The organism is Pseudomonas sp. PvP100, assembly GCF_017833055.1.
In the GTDB taxonomy this organism is placed as follows: domain Bacteria; phylum Pseudomonadota; class Gammaproteobacteria; order Pseudomonadales; family Pseudomonadaceae; genus Aquipseudomonas; species Aquipseudomonas syringae.
On sequence record NZ_JAFIBO010000001.1, the window covers coordinates 5,505,001 to 5,528,728 of the forward strand.

General features: G+C 58.8%; 18 protein-coding genes and 2 rRNA genes (1 of these 20 cut by a window edge). 9 read left to right on the plus strand and 11 right to left on the minus strand.

Going from position 1 to position 23,728, the window contains the following annotated elements; all coding sequences use genetic code 11:
- Together JOE39_RS23835 and rrf are read left to right on the plus strand one after the other, a co-directional pair.
- Positions 1 to 2,015: ribosomal RNA gene (locus JOE39_RS23835) — 23S ribosomal RNA — on the plus strand; it begins 879 nt to the left of the window's first position.
- Between the two features lie 158 nt (positions 2,016 to 2,173).
- Positions 2,174 to 2,289 (plus strand): 5S ribosomal RNA (rrf, locus tag JOE39_RS23840).
- A gap of 120 nt (positions 2,290 to 2,409) precedes the next feature.
- Here rrf and JOE39_RS23845 read toward each other — a convergent pair.
- The 4 genes from JOE39_RS23845 to mksB all read right to left on the minus strand — a co-directional run bounded on the left by JOE39_RS23845 (position 2,410) and on the right by mksB (position 8,621).
- Positions 2,410 to 3,657 (minus strand): right-handed parallel beta-helix repeat-containing protein, encoded by a 1,248-nt coding sequence (locus tag JOE39_RS23845; RefSeq protein ID WP_032659035.1) that lies wholly within the window; start codon positions 3,655 to 3,657, stop codon positions 2,410 to 2,412.
- A 173-nt stretch (positions 3,658 to 3,830) separates the two neighbouring features.
- On the minus strand, positions 3,831 to 6,650 hold the full coding sequence (gene mksF / locus JOE39_RS23850) for an Mks condensin complex protein MksF (RefSeq protein WP_003391215.1): 2,820 nt from the start codon (positions 6,648 to 6,650) through the stop codon (positions 3,831 to 3,833).
- On the minus strand, positions 6,647 to 7,354 hold the full coding sequence (gene mksE, locus JOE39_RS23855) for an Mks condensin complex protein MksE (protein ID WP_096115886.1): 708 nt from the start codon (positions 7,352 to 7,354) through the stop codon (positions 6,647 to 6,649). The genes mksF and mksE overlap by 4 nt, the downstream gene beginning before the upstream one ends.
- A complete protein-coding gene (gene mksB, locus JOE39_RS23860; RefSeq protein ID WP_003404706.1) occupies positions 7,344 to 8,621 on the minus strand; it encodes an Mks condensin complex protein MksB in 1,278 nt (425 codons plus the stop codon). The genes mksE and mksB overlap by 11 nt, the downstream gene beginning before the upstream one ends.
- Before the next feature lie 144 nt (positions 8,622 to 8,765).
- Here mksB and JOE39_RS23865 point away from each other — a divergent pair, with 144 nt between their 5' ends.
- Entirely contained in the window at positions 8,766 to 9,572 is an 807-nt protein-coding gene (locus JOE39_RS23865; protein ID WP_096115884.1) for an energy transducer TonB, read from the plus strand.
- Complete coding sequence (rimI, locus tag JOE39_RS23870; protein ID WP_096115883.1) at positions 9,565 to 10,017, plus strand: ribosomal protein S18-alanine N-acetyltransferase; 453 nt, start codon at positions 9,565 to 9,567, stop codon at positions 10,015 to 10,017. Before JOE39_RS23865 ends, rimI begins: the two co-directional genes overlap by 8 nt.
- 9 nt (positions 10,018 to 10,026) lie before the next feature.
- Here rimI and JOE39_RS23875 read toward each other — a convergent pair whose 3' ends face one another.
- A complete protein-coding gene (locus JOE39_RS23875; RefSeq protein ID WP_096113452.1) occupies positions 10,027 to 10,434 on the minus strand; it encodes a serine kinase/phosphatase in 408 nt (135 codons plus the stop codon).
- Between the two features lie 166 nt (positions 10,435 to 10,600).
- On the opposite strand from JOE39_RS23875, the gene can reads away from it, so the two are divergent.
- Positions 10,601 to 11,239 (plus strand): carbonate dehydratase, encoded by a 639-nt coding sequence (gene can / locus JOE39_RS23880; protein WP_003345939.1) that lies wholly within the window; start codon positions 10,601 to 10,603, stop codon positions 11,237 to 11,239.
- A gap of 57 nt (positions 11,240 to 11,296) precedes the next feature.
- Here the strand turns inward: can and JOE39_RS23885 are convergent, their stop codons facing one another.
- From JOE39_RS23885 to JOE39_RS23895, 3 genes are all read right to left on the minus strand, one after another.
- Positions 11,297 to 12,961 carry a methyl-accepting chemotaxis protein gene (locus tag JOE39_RS23885; protein ID WP_046267084.1) on the minus strand — a complete coding sequence of 555 codons (1,665 nt, stop codon included), beginning with the start codon at positions 12,959 to 12,961 and terminating at the stop codon, positions 11,297 to 11,299.
- 119 nt (positions 12,962 to 13,080) lie between these two features.
- Entirely contained in the window at positions 13,081 to 13,740 is a 660-nt protein-coding gene (locus JOE39_RS23890; RefSeq protein ID WP_096113451.1) for an HD domain-containing protein, read from the minus strand.
- A 64-nt stretch (positions 13,741 to 13,804) separates the two neighbouring features.
- Entirely contained in the window at positions 13,805 to 15,826 is a 2,022-nt protein-coding gene (locus tag JOE39_RS23895; RefSeq protein WP_210078204.1) for an acyltransferase family protein, read from the minus strand.
- 257 nt (positions 15,827 to 16,083) lie between these two features.
- On the opposite strand from JOE39_RS23895, the gene JOE39_RS23900 reads away from it, so the two are divergent.
- The 3 genes from JOE39_RS23900 (at position 16,084) to JOE39_RS23910 (ending at position 18,445) form a co-directional block, all read left to right on the plus strand.
- Positions 16,084 to 16,428, plus strand: coding sequence for a zinc ribbon domain-containing protein YjdM (locus JOE39_RS23900; protein WP_032623634.1), 345 nt, complete (start codon positions 16,084 to 16,086; stop codon positions 16,426 to 16,428).
- Between the two features lie 108 nt (positions 16,429 to 16,536).
- Positions 16,537 to 16,968 (plus strand): thiol-disulfide oxidoreductase DCC family protein, encoded by a 432-nt coding sequence (locus JOE39_RS23905; protein ID WP_032659019.1) that lies wholly within the window; start codon positions 16,537 to 16,539, stop codon positions 16,966 to 16,968.
- A gap of 268 nt (positions 16,969 to 17,236) precedes the next feature.
- Complete coding sequence (locus tag JOE39_RS23910) at positions 17,237 to 18,445, plus strand: sugar transporter (protein ID WP_004419231.1); 1,209 nt, start codon at positions 17,237 to 17,239, stop codon at positions 18,443 to 18,445.
- A gap of 66 nt (positions 18,446 to 18,511) precedes the next feature.
- Here JOE39_RS23910 and pcsA read toward each other — a convergent pair whose 3' ends face one another.
- Together pcsA and JOE39_RS23920 are read right to left on the minus strand one after the other, a co-directional pair.
- Complete coding sequence (gene pcsA, locus JOE39_RS23915) at positions 18,512 to 19,231, minus strand: phosphatidylcholine synthase (protein ID WP_003421621.1); 720 nt, start codon at positions 19,229 to 19,231, stop codon at positions 18,512 to 18,514.
- An 86-nt stretch (positions 19,232 to 19,317) separates the two neighbouring features.
- Positions 19,318 to 21,330 (minus strand): alkaline phosphatase D family protein, encoded by a 2,013-nt coding sequence (locus tag JOE39_RS23920; RefSeq protein WP_210078203.1) that lies wholly within the window; start codon positions 21,328 to 21,330, stop codon positions 19,318 to 19,320.
- Between the two features lie 258 nt (positions 21,331 to 21,588).
- Between JOE39_RS23920 and JOE39_RS23925 the strand changes: the two genes are divergently transcribed.
- Entirely contained in the window at positions 21,589 to 23,229 is a 1,641-nt protein-coding gene (locus JOE39_RS23925) for a methyl-accepting chemotaxis protein (RefSeq protein ID WP_024662944.1), read from the plus strand.
- Between the two features lie 8 nt (positions 23,230 to 23,237).
- On the opposite strand, the gene JOE39_RS23930 is transcribed toward JOE39_RS23925, so the two are convergent.
- The gene (locus tag JOE39_RS23930; RefSeq protein ID WP_004419227.1) at positions 23,238 to 23,675 is read right to left on the minus strand and encodes a GNAT family N-acetyltransferase; all 438 of its coding nucleotides are present in this window, start codon (positions 23,673 to 23,675) and stop codon (positions 23,238 to 23,240) included.
- Positions 23,676 to 23,728: the final 53 nt, after the last annotated feature.

The window sequence follows — 23,728 nt, forward strand, 5'->3', positions numbered from 1 at the left end:
CGACTTACCAAACCGATGCAAACTCCGAATACCTACAAGTGCCGAGCATGGGAGACACACGGCGGGTGCTAACGTCCGTCGTGAAAAGGGAAACAACCCAGACCGTCAGCTAAGGTCCCAAAGTCATGGTTAAGTGGGAAACGATGTGGGAAGGCTTAGACAGCTAGGAGGTTGGCTTAGAAGCAGCCACCCTTTAAAGAAAGCGTAATAGCTCACTAGTCGAGTCGGCCTGCGCGGAAGATGTAACGGGGCTCAAACCATGCACCGAAGCTACGGGTATCATCTTTTGATGATGCGGTAGAGGAGCGTTCTGTAAGCCTGTGAAGGTGAGTTGAGAAGCTTGCTGGAGGTATCAGAAGTGCGAATGCTGACATGAGTAACGACAATGGGTGTGAAAAACACCCACGCCGAAAGACCAAGGTTTCCTGCGCAACGTTAATCGACGCAGGGTTAGTCGGTCCCTAAGGCGAGGCTGAAAAGCGTAGTCGATGGAAAACAGGTTAATATTCCTGTACTTCTGGTTATTGCGATGGAGGGACGGAGAAGGCTAGGCCAGCCTGGCGTTGGTTGTCCAGGTTTAAGGTGGTAGGCTGAGATCTTAGGTAAATCCGGGATCTTAAGGCCGAGAGCTGATGACGAGTGTTCTTTTAGAACACGAAGTGGTTGATGCCATGCTTCCAAGAAAAGCTTCTAAGCTTCAGGTAACCAGGAACCGTACCCCAAACCGACACAGGTGGTTGGGTAGAGAATACCAAGGCGCTTGAGAGAACTCGGGTGAAGGAACTAGGCAAAATGGCACCGTAACTTCGGGAGAAGGTGCGCCGGTGGAGGTGAAGCATTTACTGCGTAAGCCCCTGCCGGTCGAAGATACCAGGCCGCTGCGACTGTTTATTAAAAACACAGCACTCTGCAAACACGAAAGTGGACGTATAGGGTGTGACGCCTGCCCGGTGCCGGAAGGTTAATTGATGGGGTTAGCGCAAGCGAAGCTCTTGATCGAAGCCCCGGTAAACGGCGGCCGTAACTATAACGGTCCTAAGGTAGCGAAATTCCTTGTCGGGTAAGTTCCGACCTGCACGAATGGCGTAACGATGGCGGCGCTGTCTCCACCCGAGACTCAGTGAAATTGAAATCGCTGTGAAGATGCAGTGTATCCGCGGCTAGACGGAAAGACCCCGTGAACCTTTACTATAGCTTTGCACTGGACTTTGAATTTGCTTGTGTAGGATAGGTGGGAGGCTTTGAAGCGTGGACGCCAGTCTGCGTGGAGCCAACCTTGAAATACCACCCTGGCAACTTTGAGGTTCTAACTCAGGTCCGTTATCCGGATCGAGGACAGTGTATGGTGGGTAGTTTGACTGGGGCGGTCTCCTCCTAAAGAGTAACGGAGGAGTACGAAGGTGCGCTCAGACCGGTCGGAAATCGGTCGTAGAGTATAAAGGCAAAAGCGCGCTTGACTGCGAGACAGACACGTCGAGCAGGTACGAAAGTAGGTCTTAGTGATCCGGTGGTTCTGTATGGAAGGGCCATCGCTCAACGGATAAAAGGTACTCCGGGGATAACAGGCTGATACCGCCCAAGAGTTCATATCGACGGCGGTGTTTGGCACCTCGATGTCGGCTCATCACATCCTGGGGCTGAAGCCGGTCCCAAGGGTATGGCTGTTCGCCATTTAAAGTGGTACGCGAGCTGGGTTTAGAACGTCGTGAGACAGTTCGGTCCCTATCTGCCGTGGACGTTTGAGATTTGAGAGGGGCTGCTCCTAGTACGAGAGGACCGGAGTGGACGAACCTCTGGTGTTCCGGTTGTCACGCCAGTGGCATTGCCGGGTAGCTATGTTCGGAAAAGATAACCGCTGAAAGCATCTAAGCGGGAAACTTGCCTCAAGATGAGATCTCACTGGAACCTTGAGTTCCCTAAAGGGCCGTCGAAGACTACGACGTTGATAGGTTGGGTGTGTAAGCGCTGTGAGGCGTTGAGCTAACCAATACTAATTGCCCGTGAGGCTTGACCATATAACACCCAAGCAATCTGCGTTGAATGAGCAGATTGCGGTGACTGTGAAGATGACACGAACCGAAAGTTTGCGTCACGAACGACACCTGAAACAGCTTGCTATCACATACCCGATTTGCTGAAGCGCGCCGTACGGCACGATTCGGTACCCGAATTTCTTGACGACCATAGAGCATTGGAACCACCTGATCCCATCCCGAACTCAGTAGTGAAACGATGTATCGCCGATGGTAGTGTGGGGTTTCCCCATGTGAGAGTAGGTCATCGTCAAGATTGAATTCCAGAAACCCTCATCGCTTACGCGTTGAGGGTTTTTGTTTGTCTGGGGTTTATCACTCTGCCGGGCTCACCTCATTACAAGGTAGCGGAATTAGCGCCAGAGACCCCCAAGGTTTAGTGAAACGCCCCCATCCCTGCCAGTCTGCCGCCCGCTCGCAGGTGGAAGCTGCGCAGCACCGGCAGGCTTCCGTCCGGCTGACGTGGCGCATCCCACCCCGTATCCGAGACATCCTCAAAGTCTGCGTCGGTTACCGGCGTTGGCAACGTCCATGAGTTGTGTGCCATATCCAGTCCTTCGGTGTTGACGGTCAAGCGTCCCTTGTAAGCGATGTTGTTGGACAGGTTGCCGAGAGGGATCAGCGAACCATCCGGGGCGATACCTGCCATGTTGTAGTTCACGCCATTGGAAAAAGCCGTGTTGTTGATGAAGTCCAGTGCCAGGGTGTGGTGATTGGCATAGAAACCAGCGGACTTATTGTCAAAGGCAACGGAATTACGGACGATATGCTTCACGCCGTCAGGCACATACTTGCCTCCGTAGCCGCCGGCTTTGATGCCATTACCATTGCCTGCTTCAAGTTTTGTGCGCGTGCCAGGCAGGTAACCCTGCTGCCATGCCCACGAGCTCTCGATGGTCACTGGCGAAAAGGCATTGATCAGGTCAAAGCCGTCGTCGGAATTGGCCCACGCTCTGCAACCTCGGAATACATTACCTGGATGGCCTGCCTTGATATGTGCACCGAAGCCGTCTGCACTCTGACCTGCGCCGTTTGAGGTGTAAGGATCGTAGTTGTGGTGAGAGTCGGTATTCAGCACCAGGTTATAACCGCCGTTCTGAATGAACAGGCCGGGTCCCATATTGTGATGCAGATTGAGTTGCTCGAAGGTATTGTGGCTGCCGCTGTTCCAGATCCCCCAGGACTCGTGGTTGAGATGGTTTTCCGGCTGTTGCGGCACGCCTTTCACCTCCAGCCCCTTCAGGTGTAACCAACTACCGGTAACGTTGAAGCCTTTGACGCGACAATCGTCTTTCATGGCCGAGAAATCGAAAACCGGTGTTTCGCCCGGATAGGCCCAGTAGCGTATGGGTTTGTTTTCGCTGCCGCTGTTGTTCAGGGTGATGGCATTCACGGTGTCTGTACGGGTAGCGCAGCGGTTGATGCCTGCTGTGTAGGTATAGACGCCGCCGCGAAAGTAAACCGTGTCGCCGGCTTTTGCGGCTTGCTGCGCGCGCATGATGGTGCGCAACGGTGCACCTTTGGTACCCGCAGCGTGATCATCGCCATTGGGGGCCACGTAGTAGTCAGTTGCCTGCGCTGTTGCAGCAACGACCAGCAAGACCGTCAGCAATATCGTTCTCATGGGGTCACTCCAAGCTTGCCTGGTGTAATCGTATGCGTGTTCGCTGCACCTCATTATGAATTCGATGAATAAAGAGTCTGTCCGCCGGAGGCCTGCAACAGGGCCTCACTCAATTCAAAGACAATAAAAAAGGCCGCATTCTCATGCGGCCTTCTGACGACAACTTACAGCGCTTACGAGGCCAGTTCAGGAACTTCTGGTTTCACATCGTCACGACGCTGAATGTATTTCCAGTCCGCTTCATCAATGTAAATGCCGTTGGGTCCGCTGCCGCCTTCCAGGTCGATGGCAACGTGAGCCGAGACCTGTGGCTTCACACTGGCCAGAATTGGAACGAAGCCTAGTTGCAGGCTGGTTTCCAGCAGGGCTGCCTGGTTCTTCTCGTCGATGTCTGCGGCTTCGTCGAGGTAGTAAGGCAAACGCACCCGACCAGCCTGATCGCGATCCATCAAGTGCAGCAGCAGGTACATGTTGGTCAATGCCTTGATGGTCATCGTGGTACCGTTGGAGGCAGCCCCATCGATATCGGTGTGGATAACCGGCTGACCGTTGACCTTGGTGATTTCGAATGCCAGCTCGAACAGGTCCTTCAAGCCCAACTGGTTGTGGTTGGCAGCCACAAGCCGGGCCAGATATTCCTTGGCTTCTTCGTTCTTGTTGTCCTGCTCTGCGCTCTGGCTCAGGTCGAAGACCGACAGCGTCTCGCCTTCCTCGTACTGCCCGGCGCTGTGGATGATCTGGTCGATGTGCTTGAGCGCTTCCTTGTTAGGGGCGAGCACAATACGGAAGCTTGCCAGGTTCGAGACCTGACGCTTGTTGATCTCGCGGTTGAACAGCGCCAGTTGATGCTCAAGGCTGTCATAGTCGCTACGGATATTGCGCAGGGTACGTGCGATATCCGTGACCGCAGCGCGACGAGCCTTGCCCAGCGTAAGTGCTTCGTCGGTACGGTGCGCGTAGGCATTGATCAATAGCTGCAGGCGACGCTCCATGTCGTCCTCGCTGTCGAACTTGGCCACACCCTTGAGGCGAACCTGTGCGTACAGCGCCTCGATCTGTCCATCGCTGCGCAACAGACCCTGCCAGCTGTCCTGGTAGTCGTTGAGCAGCGGCAACAGGTTATCCATCGAATCGTCGATCGGGTCCATGAACGGTGTGCCGAACGGAAGATCCGCAGGCAGCAACTGACGGCGACGTAGCGCATCGTCCAGCGTACGTTGCTTGGATTCCATATCGCCGATCTGACGTGCGATCAATTGCAGCTTGGCGGACAGTTGCTGCACGCGCTCGGTGAACGCGTCGCTGGAGCGTTTCAGTTCATCCTGAGCGGCTTCCATCTGCGCCAGTTCTTCCAGTTTGGTGGATTCCTCCGCGCTCAAGGTCTGGCAGCGGCGGAAGTCTTCAAGCGCCTTTTGAGCATCCAGCACCTGCTGATACAGCGCTTCGGTCTGGGTCTTGCTCGCCGAACGGTCGGCGGCGACAGCCTGCTGGGTTTTCAGTTGTTTGAGTTCTTTCTCCAGTCGCTCTTTCTGATCGCGCAACGCGGCACGATCGGCCAGCGCCTGCAGGGCAGGAGGCTCGATGCTCGACAGGTTGATCGTCAGCCCTGGTACCGCGAACTGATCGCCTTTGAAGCCGTCCAGAATGGTCTCCAGCGACTTGACCCACGCATCGCCATCATCCAGCGCAATGCCTTGCTCACCCAACGGCAGGCTGAACAGTGCGCTATTGAACAGACGCATCAGACGTTCTACGTCCGGCTGGGAAAACTCTTCACGCAGACGGGCATAGCTGTTGTTGTCCGCATGATCGAGCTGTTGCTTGACCGACTTGAGGCGTTTTTCCAGATCGCGCAGGCGCTCGTCCAAGTCTTCGGCGCTGAACTGCCGGGACTGGGCCAGCGCACCGGCCAGCTCATCGTGAGCGTCCTTGGCGGCGAGCAGCTGTTGCTCCAGCACCTTGACGTCATCGACCAGCGCAAAACGGTTTTTCAGTACCGACAGCTCGCCGACCCAGCGCTGGATGCTGCTGATCTCGCGCTCCAGGCGCATCAGCTCCTGAGTGCTGCTGCGCTGATCGTTCTGCATCTCATCCTGCTGGGCACGGTAATGCTCGGCCTGAATGACCAGCTCTTCCTTGCGCGCACCGGAGTAATCCGACCAGGTGCCGAGCAGTGAATCGAGGATCGGTGACAGACGATGCAGCTTGCCGCGCAACACATCGCGCTGCTTGACGCCAGCGGCCAGCGCCTCGACCAGTGGACCCGCCAGCACCAGCGAGTTGTAGTCCTGTTCCATACGCCGCACATCGCGGAAGGCTTCTTCACAGGCGGCAATATAGTCGACGCTGCCAGAACGCAGGCTGTGCTCGAAAGCATCCAGAAACAGCTGCTTGAGTTTGGCGGCGGTGATTTCACGCATGTGCAGCAGGTTGATGAACAGTGCGCGGAAGGTCTTGAGGCTCTGCTCGCTGGTGGAGCGCAGCGGGATCAAGGTCAGGTCCAGCGGAATCGACGTGTGCCCGCCGACCAGCAGACGGCGCAGTTCGTCAGGCTTGAGCTCGTAGGCTTTCAGGCCTTGGCTTTCCAGGTTGCTGAACAGCTCTTTCTGACGCAGGCAGGTGTCGTTCTTCTGGTAATGACCCAGATCCAGCTCGCCGGCATAGGCGAAGAACTGGTGGCCGAAGCCGCCGCCCGGACCGCGACCCACGACGCCGATGACATGCGGGCCGTGAGGCAGGGAAACTTCCACCAGAATGTAACTGGTGTCGGAAGCAAAGTAGAAGCGCCGCGATTGTTCCAGACTGTACTTGCCGAAGCTCATGTCCGACATGCGCGCCAGAATCGGGAACTGCAGGGCGTTGATCGAGGCGCTTTTACCGAGGTTGTTCGCGCCGTATACCGACAGCGGATTTTCCAGCGGGAACAGGCCAAGGCTGTAACCTGCAGTGTTCAACAGGGCAAAGCGGCGGATGCCATAACGTTCCTGGCTCATGTGTCCATCTCCTGTCGTTGCTCATCGGCGATTGCCCGGGCCAGCGCCTCTTCATCGGTCTCTTCGCCGAATTCAGCCAGGTCCAGCGGGTCATCGGTTTCCAGCAGCTTTTCGTCGCTGTCGTCATCGATGAGCACAGGCGTCGGCAGGGGCAGGGCGCTATGCAGGCTGGCGGCCAGATCGCGGTCCTGTTGCACCGACAGGCACACATCGAGAAAACGGTGCATCGGCGGCAGGAAGCGGTAGATACCCACTTCCTCACTGGCAAAGCCCAACTGCGTCATGCGGCGCATGATCTTTTCTTCGAGCTCTTCCGGGGTCTGTACTTCAGCCTGGAGAAACAGGTCGCGGTACTTTTCCAGCATCGAAGGCAGCTCGTCGCGGCCCAGGCTGCCACCGTCGAGCACCGACATGGGGTCACGGCCCTGATCTGCCAGATGCTCAACGAGGATGAAGGTGAACAGCGCCAGGCGCTGGGCGGTCTTGTTGACCTGCGCGGCAGCCAGTTCAGGCACGAAGTAATAAAAACCTCGCGTGTCGCAGACCAGTTCGAAGCCCAGTGCCTTGAACAGCGTGCGGTACTGGTCCTGGCAGTTGGAGAGCTGAGCGTACAGCTCCGGGTCGCGGCGGCTGATGTGATAGCCCTTGAACAGCTCGCGAAAGATCGGCGCGAGCTGGGACATTTCGGATAGATCAAGATGCATGAACGGTGCTCTCGGAATGCTCGGCCTGCTCGTCTTTTGCAGCGAGCAGGGCAAAGGAGCGCAGGCTGACGCGGTGCTCCCGGGTGAAATATTCGCGACGCTCGAGGCGTTCACGGGCGAAGCGCTTGTCGCGCGACAAGCGCGAGAACCAGTAGAGCAGCTCGTCGGTTTCGCCGGTCGGCTCCTGCTCCAGCAACCAGACCATCAGGTCAGGCATCGGCAAGGCATCTTCGCAGCGCTCGAGCATCTCTTTGACCGTACGCGGTGCGCGTGGCGCCTGACCCTTGCGGGTGCCACTGGCCTTGGGGAATCTGGCGGGTTTGGGTTCGAAGCGCGCCAGGGCATACACGTAGGCCTCGACCTGACTCGCACTGCCCAGAAACGTACTTTGCGGACGGGTGAACATCGGCATGGCAGCCTGAGGCACCGCATCCAGCCCCTTGCGGCGAATGGCAGACAAGGCCAGCGCCGCGCCGCGTGTAACCGCGTTATGGCGACGCGCTTCTTCGCGCAACGGCAGCAGCAGTTCGCGCGCATGGCGCAAGGTCAGCTGGGCGCTGGTCTGCATTTCCAGAATGCGCGCGTGGGTACGCAGCAGCATGTCGTCGTCGACCAGATGACCGAGACGTTGTTGCTCGGTCAGCAGGCGCAGCAGGACGTTTTCGACCTTGCGCACGCCCTGCTCGAACGCACCGTCTGCGTTGACCAGTTGAATCATCGGCTCGACGTATTCGTCCCACGTCGCCAGCACTTCGGCATAACGCTGGCGCAACGGGATCTGCCGGTCACTGGTCTTGGCCCGGTCGGCTACGGCGACCAGCGCCTGCTCGTCGTTGGCGAGCTTCTTGAGTACGTCGCGCACGCGCATGTCCAGCAGGCGCAGCTGTCTGGCCAGGTCGTTGGCGTCGCGAACCTCGAACGCGTCCTGAATGTAGCCGGCCAGTCGCTCCAGGTGGCGCAGGTAGGCTTCGATTTCCAGGCACAGGCCCAGACGGTGCTCGCGGCGCAGGTACGACAGGAAGTCATGGATCTGTGCGTTGAGCTCGAAACGGTTCGGGCTTTTCGCGACGGGCACCAGAATGTCCAGACGGATCCACACGTCCAGCAGATTGGTGATGTCTTGCGGAGTGCTGTCCTGCTGCTGAGCGCCCAGTTGCAGGCGCAGCTCGCTCAGGCTCAACGTACCCTGGTCGAAATGTTCGCATAAGGGCTCAAGGAGCGCCCAGTGCTCGGCAAGGGCGCGCAGAACGCGCTTGGGTTCGATCATCGTTAGGCCGACTGTTGGCAAGTGAAAAGCGGCAATTGTACTGCATCAGCCGACTGATATTTCACCTGCGGGCGATATGCTGCAGCGCAAAAAGGCGAACAACGCTAGAATTGCGCGCTTAACTTATCCACAGGTGGCTGACCCTTGCTCAACGAGTCCCGTCGCCGCGCTTATTTGACCGCCATGCAGGTGGTCAACTGGCTGCCGCGCACAGAACTGCCATTCGCCGCGCCGTCGCGTCCGCAACTGCTTGTGCCGTTGCCGCCGCCGGTCGAGGTGCAACGTGTCGCGCCTGCTGCTTCGCCAGCGGAGCACACTGCGCCTGCCGAAACGTCGAACGTCGAGCCGATTGCCCGGCAGCCCGAGCGCCCGAGGGTCGAGGTGCCGCGCCCCTCACTGGCCAGCACGCGCACAGCCACCCCGGCCGCCGAAGAGGCCGAGCCGGCGCCGCCCAAGGCGCCGGTGGTACCGCCACCGCGCTTTGCCCTGCAATTGTTGCGCGCCGGACGCTGCCTGTTACTGGTCGAACTCACCACGGGTCAGCCGTTTCAGAGCCGTGATCCTTCCTACCTGCTGCTCAAGGACATGCTGCGCGCCGCCGGTCTGCCCGACAGCCCGCAGATCATCGGCGAGCCCGTGCGCTGGCCGTTGCTGGTCCGCGGCCAGATGGACCAGGGCCCGGAAGCTGCGCGCGATTTCGTGCAGGGCTTCGTCGGGGCGCGGCTCGAGGACGAGCCTTGTGCCTGCCTGTGGCTGATCGGTCTGCCGTCGATGAAGTATGCCGGTGAAGCCGATGCCGAGTCTTACCACCGTGAACTGCAGATTGAAGGTCTGGGTACGGCCTGGGCGCTGCCAGGTCTTGAATTACTGATGGACGAGCCTGAGCGCAAGGCGGATGTCTGGAAAGCCATGCGTCGGCTGATGACGCGCTGGAAATCGATCGATGAGTGATGCCGTAACCTTCCGCCGCATGACCGAAGCCGACATGGACGCGGTGCTGAAAATCGAATACGCGGCGTTCAGTCATCCTTGGACACGCGGCATCTTTCTCGACGGGCTCAAGTCCTATGAGATCTGGTTGATGTTCGAGGGCGCGCAGCAGGTCGGACACGGCGTCATTCAGGTCATCATCGACGAAGCGCACCTGCTCAACATTACGGTCAAACCTGAAAATCAGGGGCGGGGTCTTGGCCTGTCACTGCTCGACCACCTGATGAAGCGCGCTTACCAGCTCAATGCACGAGAATGCTTTCTGGAGCTGCGTGACAGCAACCGCCCAGCCTATCGTCTGTATGAAAACTACGGTTTCAACGAGATAGGCCGGCGTCGCGATTACTACCCGGCGGTCGGCGGCCGTGAAGACGCAGTGGTCATGGCCTGCACGCTTTTCGAGTAGTACTGACTGTCAGCGCTGGGTGTTGCCGTCCAGCGGGTCGACGATTGCCAGTTCTTCTTCGTCCAGGCCGTTGCCACCGCCAATGTCATCTTTATCGACGACCGTAGCATCCAGGTCGGCCGGGAGGTCTTCGCCTGGCTCGTTCGGTGAGCGGGCGCCGTCTTCATGGATCAGGGTTTCCGGAGACAGATCATCGTCGGTCGAATGATGGTCATCGGTGGAAGCCCCCGTGAGGCCTGCTTCGCGCACTCGCTGATCCGGAATTTCATGTTGCAGCTCGCCTTCAGGGATAAGATCGCCGATACGGCCCGGTTCTTCCTCGTCGAAATCGAGTGTTTCCATGGACCCCATGCGGTCTTCGTTATCGTCGATAGGTTCCGGTTCAGTAGCACCAAACGGGCGGCGTGAATCGTTCATGAGAAATCCTCATTTCAGGTAGTCGTAAAAAGTGGACCGACCATGACTTTGAAGATTCCTTTTTGTTGACGACAGGCATTCGCAACGAGTGGCATCACAGCGTGACTTGAAGGATCGGACACCAGTCCAAGGCTGGGCATCATTATCGAGATCGAGGCGTCAAAGCATGAACGAGCTACAAGACCTGATTGATAACAATGCACGCTGGGCCGATGCGATAAAGCAGGAAGATCCTGAGTTCTTCGCCAAACTGGCCCGCCAGCAAACTCCTGAGTTCCTGTGGATCGGTTGCTCCGACGCACGCGTGCCGGCCAACGAAATCGTCGGCATGCTGCCGGGTGATCTGTTCGTTCACCGCAACGTGGCCAACGTCGTACTGCACACCGACCTGAACTGCCTGTCAGTGATTCAGTACGCAGTGGACGTGTTGAAGGTCAAACACATTCTGGTCACAGGCCACTACGGTTGCGGCGGCGTGCGGGCGTCCATGCAGGACCGCCAGTTCGGCCTGATCGACGGCTGGTTGCGCACGATTCGTGACCTGTATTACGAAAACCGCGAGTTGTTGGCCAAACTGCCGACCGAGGAAGAGCGCGTCGACCGCCTGTGTGAATTGAATGTGATTCAGCAAGTGGCCAACGTTGGTCACACCAGCATTGTGCAGAACGCCTGGCACCGTGGGCAGAGCCTGTCTGTGCATGGCTGCATCTACGGCATCAAGGATGGCCGCTGGAAAAGCCTCGACGTAACCATCAGCGGCTTCGAGCAACTGCCGCCGCAGTACCGCCTGCGTCCGCAGGACTGATAGCCGTTGATCGCCAGCCAGCCTCTTGTTGCAGGCTGGCTGGCGAGTTTCAACCCATCACAACACGAAGCGCTGCACCATCAGGTTCAGATCATTCGCCAGCATCGACAGTGCGTTACTCGCGACGGTGGTCTGCTGCGCGCCTGAAGCGGTCTGGCTGGACAGCTCGCGAATACTGCTGAGGTTGCGGTCCACTTCAGTCGCCACCTGGGCCTGCTGTTCTGCGGCACTGGCAATCAGCAGGTTGCGGTCGTTGATGGTGGCGGTTGAATGAATGATCACTTGCAGGGCTTCGCCGGTCGAGGCGGCCTGTTCCATCGTCAGGTTGGCCTGCGTCGCCGTATGGCGCAGCGAGCTGGCGGTTTGCTGGGTGCTTTGCTGCACGCCGCTGATCAGCCCTTCGATTTCCGCGGTGGATGCACTGGTGCGTTGCGCCAGTGAGCGGACTTCATCGGCCACCACGGCAAAACCACGCCCGGCTTCGCCTGCACGAGCCGCTTCGATAGCCGCGTTCAGCGCCAGTAAATTGGTCTGATTGGCAATTGCGCGAATCACATCGAGGATGCTGCTGATGCTCTGGGTGCGTTCGGCCAGCCCTTCAGCCTGATGCGACGAATCCAGCACATTTTCGGTCAGCTCCTTGATCGACAGAATGGTTGCCGAGAGCTTGTCCTGCCCTTGTGCTGCCGCCCGGGTCGACGCCTCCGATTCGGTCACGGTATTGCTGGCGTTGCCTGCCACTTCGATGGCCGCCTGGCTCATCTGATTGACCGCGACAGCGGCCTGTTCGATTTCAGTGTTCTGCAATTGCAGATTGAGCGCACTGGCTTCGGCGATGCTGCCCATCTCCTGAACCGACTGCGACAACTGCGTCGCCGCTGCGTAGATCTGGTCGATCGTACTGTGCAGGTTGGTGCGCATGCGCCCGAGGGTGATCAGCAATTGCGCGGTCTCGTCCTTGCCGTCCGGTATCGGGTGCTCGCTCAGGTCGCCATCGGCAATGGTGCTGGCGATGTGTAAAGCCTGCCGCACCGGGTGGATGATGCTGACGCTCAGGCGCCAGGCCAGCAACAGGGTCAGTGCCAGAACCAGGCCAATGGCGCTCAGCGCAATGATCCGTGTTTGCTCGTAGCTGGCACCTGCGGCCTCTACGGCGGCGGACGCACTCTGTTTGTTCAGTTCCCGCAACAGTTGCACCTGCATGTCCATCAGGTCGCCTTGCAGCGAGAGCATGGTGTTGGCCAGCATCCTGGCCTCGTCCAGCTTGTTCTGCTCGATCAGCGCGATCTGATCCTGCAAACCGGGCATGAAGGCCTTGTAGGCATCCTGCAACGCAACAATCGAGTCATGCTCAGTGCCCGACTGGACACGCGCCAGGTATTCCGAGAAGCCTTTCTCGACCTCGTTCCTGAGTTGCTCGACATTGATCTTGCTGTTGATGACGGCGCCCGGATCGTCGGCGTTGGCGATCAGACGGGTGGTTTCGCTGCGCAGCTTGACCAGGCCGATGGCGATGGCATCGGCGGTGGCGATACTGGGCAGGGCGCCGCTCTCGACTGCCTCGCCCTGGGTGCGGATCGCCTGCATCTGCAACAGGCAGAACGCGCCAAGCGCGACCATCAACAGGGAGGTTATGGCAAAGCAGATGACCAGGCGCAGGGTGATTTTGAAGCGGCGCAAGAGTGTTGTCGTTGTGGCTTGCCGACGTAGGAAACGAGGCATCAATCTTTTCACGGCACACAACCCCTATAAACACACGGACCTTCTCGGAGAGCCGTTTATAGGGCAATTGTGTGATGTCTTTATGACATCTGCTGAATGATGGATGTGCAGCCAATGACTCATGGCTGCGGGGGAGCAATTTCCTCCATCAGTTCATCCAGAAAGCGCTTGACCCGGTGGTGCCGGGCTTTCGCCAGTTGTGCGCCGGTAGCGGTCTGAAAACCGTCAGCCAGTTGCAGCAGCTTGGTGTGGAAGTGGTCGACGGCGAAATTCAGGTCGTCATAGGGGCGCTGGCTGGCATACGGATCATTCGGGTCGTAGAGCGCTCTGCCGAGGCGCCCTGACACGTAGAAGGTGCGGGCCACACCGATCATGCCCAGCGAGTCCAGACGGTCGGCGTCCTGCAGTATTCTGGCCTCGAGGGTCAACGGCGTGATCGCCGCCGAGAAGCTGTGCGCTTCGATGGCGTGGGCGACGGAGGCGATGCTCTGCTCATCCCAACCCATCTCGGTCAACAACTCGCTGGCCCGCGTCGCCGCCAGTCGCGATGCGCTGGCGCGAAACGGCGAGTCTTTCTCGACCGAAACGCAGTCATGCAGCAGCGTTGCCGCAATCAGCACACGGGCATCGCCGCCTTCACGGTCACGAATGGCGCAGACGTTCTTCCAGACACGCAGCAAGTGCGAGACATCGTGCGAGTCGTCGATTTTCTCTGCGTGGGTGTGGGGTATCAGCAGGTTGGCCAGATCCTCGAAGGGGGTGAAGCTGGCGGCGGTCATGCGGTGGTCCTCGGAGGCTGGGCAGGCATCAGCATTACAGACAATGCCGCCTGATAAAACCCTGTCACTGGTCAAGAATATGGCTGATCTGGCCGGCAAGCAGCCCCGCACCTCTGGCGTTGAGGTGGTTGAAGTCCTTGTAGTACGAATGCAGGTCGCCGATCAGGCATTGCCTGTCCTTGCAGAAGGCGTCATCCAGCGTGATCAGGCTGATGTGTTTTGACTGGCTGGCACGCAGGAACAACTGGCGGGTGAAACGCTGCAACAGGTCGTGTTTTTCCACCGGCACCGACAGTTCGCTGACCCGCTGCAAGGCTTGCGCATCGTCTTCCGAAGCGTCCCGCGCCAAGCGATAGTAGAGACTTTCAGGGTTGATCATTTGCTGCGGCACCTGCGCGATGATGAACACCTCGGCGCCGATACTGCGGTAGGCCTCGATCGTGTGTTCAAGGGCCTGGCTGAATACCCTGCGCGAGGTTTCGCGACTTTTCTCCGGATCGGCGCGCGAGGTCAGGAAATACGTGCTCATCGTCCTCTCGCTGTAATCGTCTCCTGTATACAGCGTCCAGCGCGCCACCAGCACGACCTTTTTGATCCGCTGCCGCTTCACGTACTCGAATTCCCGATCGGCCAGCGCTTCGCAGACCCCGGCAGCGTAGTTGCCGTTAGCCACGTCCACGCCGAGCAAGGGCAGGCAGCCGCCCAGGCCGATGTGCGCGAGGGTCCTGCCCTGATCCCGAGCGGCGGCGTCGAACGTCGATAACAGCGCTTCGGAATGGCTGTCGCCGAACAGCGCCATGTCCGGTACTGCCTCCTTGTCAGCAAGGCCGAACAGGCAAAAATCGACGTTGCCGCTCTTGCCGTCCAGAGGCTGGTCGCATTTGTCGCGTATCAACGGGTCGGCGAATGCTTGATGCAGCTCCGGGTCGACAGCGAAGCGCTGGGGAAAGCCGTTATTCACATAGCCAACCAGCCCCAGCGCGATAAACAGCGTCGAGGCAGCGCCTGCCGTGGTGAAAAACTGACGGCGATTGAAGGTGCCGGCCTTGCGAAACGGCTGCTCGACGAAACGCCAGCTCAGCCAGGCCAGCGCCAGAGACACAAGGGTAAGCGCCAGCATGAGTGGCAGGCCTGGCTCATTCAGGTTGTACTGGCGGGCAAAGGCAAAGACGGGCTGATGCCACAGGTAGGCGCTGTAGCTGAGCATGCCGATCGCGACGGGCGCACGTGAACTCAGCGCGCTCCCCACCCGGGTCTTGCCATGGGCGAAGACGATGATCAACACCGCACCCAGTACCGGCACCAGCGCATTAAGACCGGGGAAGGGCGTGCTGCTGTCGAAACCGACCACGGCATAACCGATCAGCAAAATCCCCAGTAAAGTCGCCGCCTGATCGACAACGCTCGCGCGCCCGATGCTGCGCGGTCGCCATGCAAAGTAGAAGGCGATGAACGAGCCCGCCAGCAATTCCCAGGCACGTGCCGGCAGCAGATAAAACGCGTTGCTGGTGGCTTGATGGGCGCCCAGTTGCGCCAGCGCCAGGCTGGCCAGGGCAGCGACTATCAGTAGCACGATCAGCCACTTGCGGCCCAGGCCCCAGGCCAGCATCAAGAGCAGCGGGAAGAACAGGTAGTACTGTTCTTCCACCGCGAGCGTCCAGGTGTGCAACAACGGTTTGAGTTCTGCCGTGGCGTCGAAATAGCCGCTTTCCAGCCAGAACAGCACGTTGGATGAAAAGGTCGGCACCGCCACCAGACTCTTGGCAAAGTACTTCAGGTCAGATGGATCGAGCGTCAACCACGCGACAGGCAGGCAGATCAGCATCATCACGAACAGCGCAGGCAGGATGCGCCGCGCGCGTCGTTCGTAAAAGTTGATCAGCGAGAACCGGCCTCTGATCTTCTCCGCGATGATGATCGAAGTGATCAGATAGCCGGAGATCACGAAGAAGATATCGACGCCCACGAATCCGCCGCTGAACAGCGGCAAGCCCGCGTGGAACAGAACGACCGGAATGACCGCGAGCGCGCGCAGACCATCGATCTCGGGTCGATAGCCGAGTGCCGGGTTATGAGGGATGCCCATGTGATGTGCTCGATGCAGTAAGTGGCAAGAGACGGTAAATGCACGCTGCAATAGCTACCGCCAACGCGAAGCGCAGGGGCGTGTAGGGAGAGGAAGAAGGGGAGTTATCGGAAAGAGAGTGCTGTATTTTTTAGTTCAGGTCTTCGCTTCTGTCCAATGACGGAAGCAGGTTTATGACGGCAGATCAGTCACTTCCCACCTGAAACGGGAAAAGCCCTTTATAATGCATGGTTTTACTCCTCCTCGATGCGAGAACCATTGTGAGCTTACCGTCCTGCCCGAAATGCAATTCCGAATACACCTACGAAGACGGCAGCCTGCTGATCTGCCCGGAATGCGCCCATGAATGGTCTGCCGACGCCGTTGGCGCCGATGCGTCCGACGACGTGAAAGTCATCAAGGACTCAACGGGCAACGTGCTGCAGGACGGCGACACCATCACGGTGATCAAGGACTTGAAAGTCAAAGGCTCTTCGCTGGTGGTCAAGGTCGGCACCAAGGTCAAGAACATCCGCCTGGTCGATGGCGACCATGACATCGATTGCAAGATCGACGGCATCGGCGCGATGAAACTGAAGTCGGAGTTCGTCCGCAAGGTTTGATTCTGCCGGGCAATGGCTTTAGCCTGAACGCCTCGCCGGTCCTTCGACTGGCGGGGCGTTCATGTTTCCGGGCGCGCCAGGGCTGTTTTTCCTGAACAGGTGAATACCGTGTCGAACACTCCCGCCCCGTATCTGAAACCTGATGAATGTGTCGTGCTGTTCGATGGCGTCTGCAAGCTGTGCAATGGCGTGGTGAAGTTTCTGATTCGCCATGATCCGCATCGGCGTCTGCGCTTGGCCGCCGTGCAGTCGGAGCAAGGGCAGGCGTTGCTGAAATGGGCCGGGCTGCCGCTCGACGATTTTCATACCATCGCGGTTATCGTCAACAATCGGGTCTTCGTGCGCTCGGACGCCTTTCTGCACATCATGGGGCTGTTGCCCGCACCGTGGCCGCTGCTCAAAGTGCTGGGGATTTTTCCGCGCTTTCTACGCGACTGGGCCTACAACCGTATCGCGCTCAACCGATATCGCCTGTTCGGGCGCTATGATCACTGCCTGTTGCCGTCGCCCGAGGACCGGCAGCGCTTCCTCGATGGCTGACGACCGGCGGTCAATTGCAAAGTCGGTTATGTGCACACGGGTTGTGATCCACTCTGGCGGTCCGTAGAATTCGTGTCATCTGGCTTCACTCCCCATATCCACAATAATCCACTTTGCACACTGCGCCCGATCCTGAAGGTCGAGCGGAGCGTTTTTGCGTTGGTTTTTCAGGGGAGCGAGCCGCGGTTTTCCATACAGGTGTCAGGCGTGCGTGTGCACGCGTGGCGGTCGGCCTTCGGGTCGGAACATTTTCAGGGCGTTGTGATTCTTGATAACTTCACCTCCAAACGAGCAGGCAGGTAGCTGGCTTGGCGTATTCGCGCTGGCCTTGGCGGCCTTCATTTTCAATACCACCGAGTTCGTGCCGATCGGTCTGCTGAGTAACATCGGTCAGAGCTTCGAGATGACCCCGGCCCAGGTCGGGCTGATGCTCACGATCTATGCCTGGGTCGTGTCGCTGATGTCGTTGCCGATGATGCTGGCGACGCGCAACATCGAGCGCCGCAAGCTGCTGATGTTCGTGTTCGGCCTGTTTGTGGTCAGCCACGTCCTATCCGCGATCGCCCCCAGCTTTGCGATCCTGCTGGTGAGCCGGGTCGGTATCGCGTTTGCACATGCGGTGTTCTGGTCGGTTACGGCGTCGCTGGCCGTACGTATCGCACCGCCCGGCAAGCAGGTTCAGGCGCTGGGCCTGCTGGCGACCGGTACGTCGTTGGCGATGGTATTGGGTATTCCGCTGGGCCGCGTGCTGGGTGAAGCCCTTGGCTGGCGGACCACCTTTCTGGGCATCGCCGGCATCGCTGCGCTGGTAGTCTTCCTGCTGGTCCGCGCGCTGCCTTTACTGCCCAGTCAGAACTCCGGTTCGTTGCGCAGCCTGCCGATCCTGTTCAAGCGCCCGCGGCTGATGGCGATCTATCTGCTGACCGCCATCGTAGTGACCGCTCATTTCACCGCCTACAGCTACATCGAACCGTTCACCCAGACCGTGTCACAGCTCAGCGGCGAAATGACCACAATTCTGCTGCTGGTCTTTGGCGGTGCCGGGATCATGGGCTCGATCATCTTCAGCCTGTTCAGCGACCGCTTCCCGAACGGGCTGTTGATCACCGCCATTGGGACGCTGACCCTGTGCCTGCTGATGCTGTTGCCGCTCTCCGGCGATGCCACGACGCTCGGCACGCTGACCATTATCTGGGGCATGGCGATCATGTGCTTCGGCCTGACCCTGCAGGCGCGCGTGCTGTCGCTGGCACCTGATGCGACCGATGTGGCGATGGCGCTGTTCTCGGGCATCTTCAATATCGGGATTGGCGGCGGCGCGCTGCTCGGCAGCGTGGTCAGCAGCCATCTCGGGGTTGCCAATGTCGGCATCGTCGGCGGCCTGCTGGCCCTCGGCGGGTTGGGGCTGTGCTGCTACACAACGCATCACTTCGGCAAGGTCCGGCCTGCTGCCGAGATGCAGGCCGAGAGCAAATAGCGCGCGCATAAAAAAGCTCGCTAACCGCGCAAGGCGTTCAGCGAGCTTTTTGGCCTGACTTGCTGGTCAGGCTTTAAGCCGACCCAGCCACTCCAGCGACGTTCTCCAGATACAAATCCCCAGGAAATACGCCGACATCGCCAGCCACAGCCCCATGACCACCGGGCCGTTGTGCGGATGGTTGATGATCAGCAGTGCGCTGGACAGCAACCATACGGTGGTCACCGCGATATTGAGCGGCATGAAGCGGCGCACGCGGAACGGGTGCAGGAACTTCATGCGGGTCATGGTCAGCAGCGCCAGGGCGATGATGGTGATGAACGTCAGCCATGGCGCCGGTGACAGAATGTAGAGGCACAGTGCAACGACGTTCCAGGCGGCGGGGAAGCCCTGAAAGTAGTTGTCCTTGCTTTTCATGTCTACGTTGCAGAAGCAGAACAGCGACGAAACCAGAATGACCGAGATGCTCAGTAGCAGCGTGTAATCCGGCACCGGTATATAGCGGTAGATGAACAGTGCCGGGATGAACACGTAGGTCAGGTAGTCGATGACCAGATCCAGCACTGAGCCGTCGAAGTGCGGCAGTACCGACGTGGTGTTGACCTTGCGAGCCAGTGAGCCGTCGACTCCATCCACGATCAGGGCCGCGCCCAGCCACAACAGGCAGGCTTTGGGTTCGTTGTTGAACAAGGCAATGGTCGCCAGGAACGCAAGGACTACGCCGGTGGCGGTGAAGCCATGCGCCCCCCATGCGTTGAGTCTGGCTATGCGTTGATTGGTTATCACGGGGGCGCTCTCCAGGAAGTAATGCTTGCCAGGGTGTGCCGCAACCTGACCGGTAGCAACTATCGACCCGGCAATTGCCGATAAGTTTAGCGGTGACTATCCCTTGTTTCCCGGTTGTTTTCCAGAAAGCCACGCTCTTCGTCTGATCGCTGGTCTCTGTATTCTTCCGGTTCGACGAAACAGGTAGGCGCGTCACCGTTGGCATTGAGTTGGTTGATCAGGGTCGGCTGGCCCTGTTCATTGAACAGTACCTGCCCGACACCTGCCGAGTTCCATAAGCGTTCACCGGCCTTGCTGTGCTCGGGCGTGCGCGGAACAACCTTCATCAGGCGGCGCTTGGTGAACCAGTTAAGAGGTGAGCGGGGAGAGTATAACCAGCGATTCAGCCGATCAAAAGTGTCGAGTAGACGACGGGGGAATTCATTCTTGATGCCACTGCTGGTGATTTGCCAGATGTGAGGCCCGCCGCTGCGCTGGCGGATCAGGATTTCGTAGACGAACGAGTAATGCACATCGCCCGACAGGATCACATAATTGCCCGGGGTCCTGGAGTGGCGAAAGATGTTCAGAATCACGTTGGCAGCACCACGGTGCGCCATCCAGTTCTCCGCATCGACCAGCAACGGATAGCCACACCAGCTGAAGATACGTTGTATTGCCTCGATCAACTTCACACCGAAAACGGGGGCAGGTGAGACGATAATCGCCGATTTATGGTCGATCAGCTCCTGCTGCAGTTCACTGAGCGCTTCCCAGTCGAGCAGCCCGGACGGGTGATTGAAGTTCGACTCGCTGCGCCAGCGTCGGGTGCGGGTATCCAGTACCACCAGCGCCGGGCTGGTCGGTAGCACGTAATGCCATTGCTGAAACTTCAACAACTGATCAATCAACTGGTCCTGGGCCTGGCTGTCCAGCCAGTTGTCGTTGGACACGGCCTCGCTGCTCAGGGCATGAGCCTGTTTGACCAGCCCGTTGAGCGCATCCGGGTTATTGCCCCAGCCCTGACACAGCAGATAGGCAAGCAGGGCGTTACCGATGATGCGTTTGGAGAATGGATGGCCGTACGCCGTTTGCTCCCAGTTCGCCGACAGGTTCCAGTCATCGGTGATGTCGTGGTCATCGAAAATCATCATGCACGGCAGATGCGCCATCGCCCGTGCTACGCCGCCCAGGCCCTCGGCAAACACCTCTACTAAGTGCTGCTCCCTGGCGTAGCGCTCGACTTCCCCGTCTTCCAGTTGGGGCCTGCCGGGTTCGATCAGGGTCCAGGGCGTCGGTGACCACACCAGCAGGTACATCGCCATGACTTCCGCCAGGGTGACCAGATGGTTATCCGCTGTGCTGCTGGTGAATACCGGCTTACTGGTGCCGCCGAAGAAGCGCTCGCGCAGCGTGTCGTTGCTTTTCAGGGCCGGCAACAGGTCTGCACGCTGGTAATAGCTGGCCGGATGCGCATAAAGACGAGGGCTGTCATCGACGATGGCACCGTCAAGTCGCTCGTCGAACAACCCCAGCCGTTCGATCAATACATGGATGGCGCGCAGCATCGGTCCGGCGACATCGTCGGCGTAGATCTGATCGCCGCTCATCATCAACAGCGCAGGACGTTGCAGCGGCTCCTGGATGTCGGCCAGCAGGCGGTCCACGCAAAGCAGACCTTCGGCCGCGCTGTGGTGCGGCTTGCGGCACGAGCCATGCAGCAGATGATCGATGCTGCTGCGAACCACGAAGTTCGGGTAACGGTGGCCCTCGTACAGCAGGTGCGGCGCCCATTCGGCAATACCGCCTTCGCCGTCCACCAGCAGGTCGTAATCGATCCAGGTGTCGCGAGGCAGTTCGGCGTCCAGTTGCAGGTCGATCAGGTGAATGAACGCATGGCGCCCAATTGCGATGACCTGACATTGACTGTCGTCGAGTACGTAATCGTTGAAGCCCGCAGTGGCGTCATCAGTAGCGGCATGACGCAGGCGCACGGTCAAGCGCAACGGACGAGACCCCACCAGCCACAACACCAGGCGGCTGGCTTCCTGACGGCGCAACAGCGGGCCGGCAAGGATGGACGGCAGCGAAGTGAATGGTTCGATGGAAGAAGCGGACATCCTGACTCACGGCTCTGGGGGACACAGGCCGGGATGGTAACGCAACAGGCCTGGAAAGTTCTTGTTACGCCACGTGACTGCATGTTTCCGGACAGTGCAGGCAATGCGAAACGCCCGGCTCAACCGTGCTCATATGAAGACTTTGTTAACCGCCTGCAGAGTGCGCTGAAAATGCCGATATACACCTATGCAGAGGGCATCAGAATTCCATAAAGTTTTTATGGCGTTATGCCATATTTGCTCATAAGGAATCCGGCTATGAAATGGTTTTACAACGCAAGGCTGTCCGCCAAGCTTTTTATGGCTTTTGCGCTGTGTGCGCTTTTCACCCTTGGGGTGGGCGTAATAGGTAGTCGCGGCATCAGTGCCTTGTCCGTCAGCCTTGATAACGTGTTTACCAACAGCCTGCTGTCGGTTACAAAAACAGGCGAGGTCAAGGCCTCGGTCATTGCTCAGAACCGTGATCTCTATCGTTTATTGGCTGCCATGGCAGGCAATGCGCCACAAAGCGTCAAGGACGATATTCTCGCGAGCATGACCGTTAACAGGACTCAGGCTGAAAAAAGCTACGCCACCTACCGGGCTACGCCGCTTGACGATGACGAGCGCGCTGCCGGTGATCAGATGGACAGAGACTGGCCTGGCTATCAGGCACTCATCGAGCAAGCCAAAGGTGTTGCCCTGTCCGGAGATATTGCAGGGGCAAGAGCGATCATCGACGGTGATGTACGCAGCGGTTACCTGAAGGTCATGGATCAGCTGAGCACCATCGTCAACTCCAATAATCGTCAGGCAGGGGAGGCTGCTGTAGCTTCCGACCAGACACAGGACGCTGCGCAACGAAATCTGTACATCGGCATAGGTTTGTCATTCTTTGCCGCGTTTGTGATGGGCCTGTTCATAAGTCGTGCCATCAGCACGCCAATCAACACTGCGGTGACCAATGCCCGGCGAATTGCAAGCGGTGACCTGACCCTGCCGATTGTCAGCCAGTATCACGACGAAGCTGGCATGATGCTGGTTGCCCTGAGCGATATGCAGGACAACCTGAAAAGCACGATCGGGCAAATATCCAGCGCTGCCGACCAGTTGGCCTCGGCTGCTGAAGAGCTGAATGCCGTGACTGAAGAAAGCAGTCGCGGTCTGATACGTCAGAACGATGAGATTCAGCAGGCCGCTACGGCTGTGAACGAGATGACCGCTGCGGTCGAAGAGGTCGCGCGTAACGCCATGTCGACGTCGGAAGCGTCCCGACAGACCAGCACCGACGCGGCTGCCGGTCGTGATCAGGCCCGCGATGCCGTGAATGCGATCAATACCGTCAGTGCCGAGATCAGCAGTTCGACCACCATGGTCGAAGAGCTCGCCGGGCGCGTCCGTGAGATCGGGCAGGTACTGGACGTGATCCGTGGGATCGCCGAGCAGACCAATTTGCTGGCCCTCAACGCTGCCATCGAGGCTGCGCGTGCAGGTGAGCAGGGTCGCGGCTTTGCGGTGGTGGCAGACGAAGTGCGGGCGCTGGCTGCCCGAACCCAGGCGTCCACCGGCGAAATCGAAACCATGATCGGCAGTGTCCAGGCCAGTGCCGATCAGGCCGTGCGGGCCATGGGCAACAGCCGCACCCTGGCCAGCAACACGCAAACCCTGGCTCAAGCCACAGGGCAGTCGCTGGAGCGCATTGCGCAGAGCGTCGCCGAGATCAACGACCGCAACATGCTGATAGCGACGGCCTCTGAAGAGCAGTCCCATGTTGCGCGTGAGGTTGATCGCAACCTGGTCAACATTCAGGATCTCTCCGCCCAGACTGCCGCAGGTGCCAATCAGACCAGTGCTTCAAGCCAGGAACTGTCGCGTCTGGCGATTTCCTTCAACAACCTGGTGGGCAAGTTCAAAGTCTGACGCAAGGCTCAGGCCGTTGTGTTCGGGAGGCGCTTCTGGAAAAAGAAGCGCTTGTTGCCGGGCGGATAGTCGTCAATATGGCCGAACTCGGTGTAACCGTGGCGGCGATAGAAATCGGGGGCCTGGAAGTCGAAGGTATCCAGCCAGATTCCCGTGCAGCCCTTTTCAACCGCCAGATCCTCGGCCATCTGCATCAAACGCGAGCCCATGCCTTGCCCACGGGCTTGTTCCGGCACGACCAGCAGCTCGATGAACAGCCACTCATAAAGAATGCGAGCATGTAGGCCACCGAGGACTTCCCGGGTTTGATCATCTCGAATGAACATCGCCACTTTCTCGGACTTGCCGTCGCCCGCCTGCTCGGCGTTGAAGCGTTTCAGTGGTTCCAGAATCGCCAGACGATCCTCTTCCGTAGGGTTGGTATTGACGTCAATGTGAACGCTCATGCGATGGCTCCCAGCCTGGGTGTGCACCGAGATTAAAGTGGCAGGGGCATGGC

Bases quoted from the DNA above. Each gene is read 5' to 3' on its own strand.
- JOE39_RS23890 (WP_096113451.1), bottom strand. From the start codon at position 13,740: ATGACCGCCGCCAGCTTCACCCCCTTCGAGGATCTGGCCAACCTGCTG.
- JOE39_RS23920 (WP_210078203.1), bottom strand. From the start codon at position 21,330: ATGTCCGCTTCTTCCATCGAACCATTCACTTCGCTGCCGTCCATCCTT.
- JOE39_RS23895 (WP_210078204.1), bottom strand. From the start codon at position 15,826: ATGGGCATCCCTCATAACCCGGCACTCGGCTATCGACCCGAGATCGAT.
- mksF (WP_003391215.1), bottom strand. From the start codon at position 6,650: ATGAGCCAGGAACGTTATGGCATCCGCCGCTTTGCCCTGTTGAACACT.
- mksB (WP_003404706.1), bottom strand. From the start codon at position 8,621: ATGATCGAACCCAAGCGCGTTCTGCGCGCCCTTGCCGAGCACTGGGCG.
- mksE (WP_096115886.1), bottom strand. From the start codon at position 7,354: ATGCATCTTGATCTATCCGAAATGTCCCAGCTCGCGCCGATCTTTCGC.
- JOE39_RS23930 (WP_004419227.1), bottom strand. From the start codon at position 23,675: ATGAGCGTTCACATTGACGTCAATACCAACCCTACGGAAGAGGATCGT.
- rimI (WP_096115883.1), top strand. From the start codon at position 9,565: ATGAGTGATGCCGTAACCTTCCGCCGCATGACCGAAGCCGACATGGAC.
- JOE39_RS23885 (WP_046267084.1), bottom strand. From the start codon at position 12,961: ATGCCTCGTTTCCTACGTCGGCAAGCCACAACGACAACACTCTTGCGC.
- JOE39_RS23925 (WP_024662944.1), top strand. From the start codon at position 21,589: ATGAAATGGTTTTACAACGCAAGGCTGTCCGCCAAGCTTTTTATGGCT.
- can (WP_003345939.1), top strand. From the start codon at position 10,601: ATGAACGAGCTACAAGACCTGATTGATAACAATGCACGCTGGGCCGAT.
- JOE39_RS23875 (WP_096113452.1), bottom strand. From the start codon at position 10,434: ATGAACGATTCACGCCGCCCGTTTGGTGCTACTGAACCGGAACCTATC.
- JOE39_RS23845 (WP_032659035.1), bottom strand. From the start codon at position 3,657: ATGAGAACGATATTGCTGACGGTCTTGCTGGTCGTTGCTGCAACAGCG.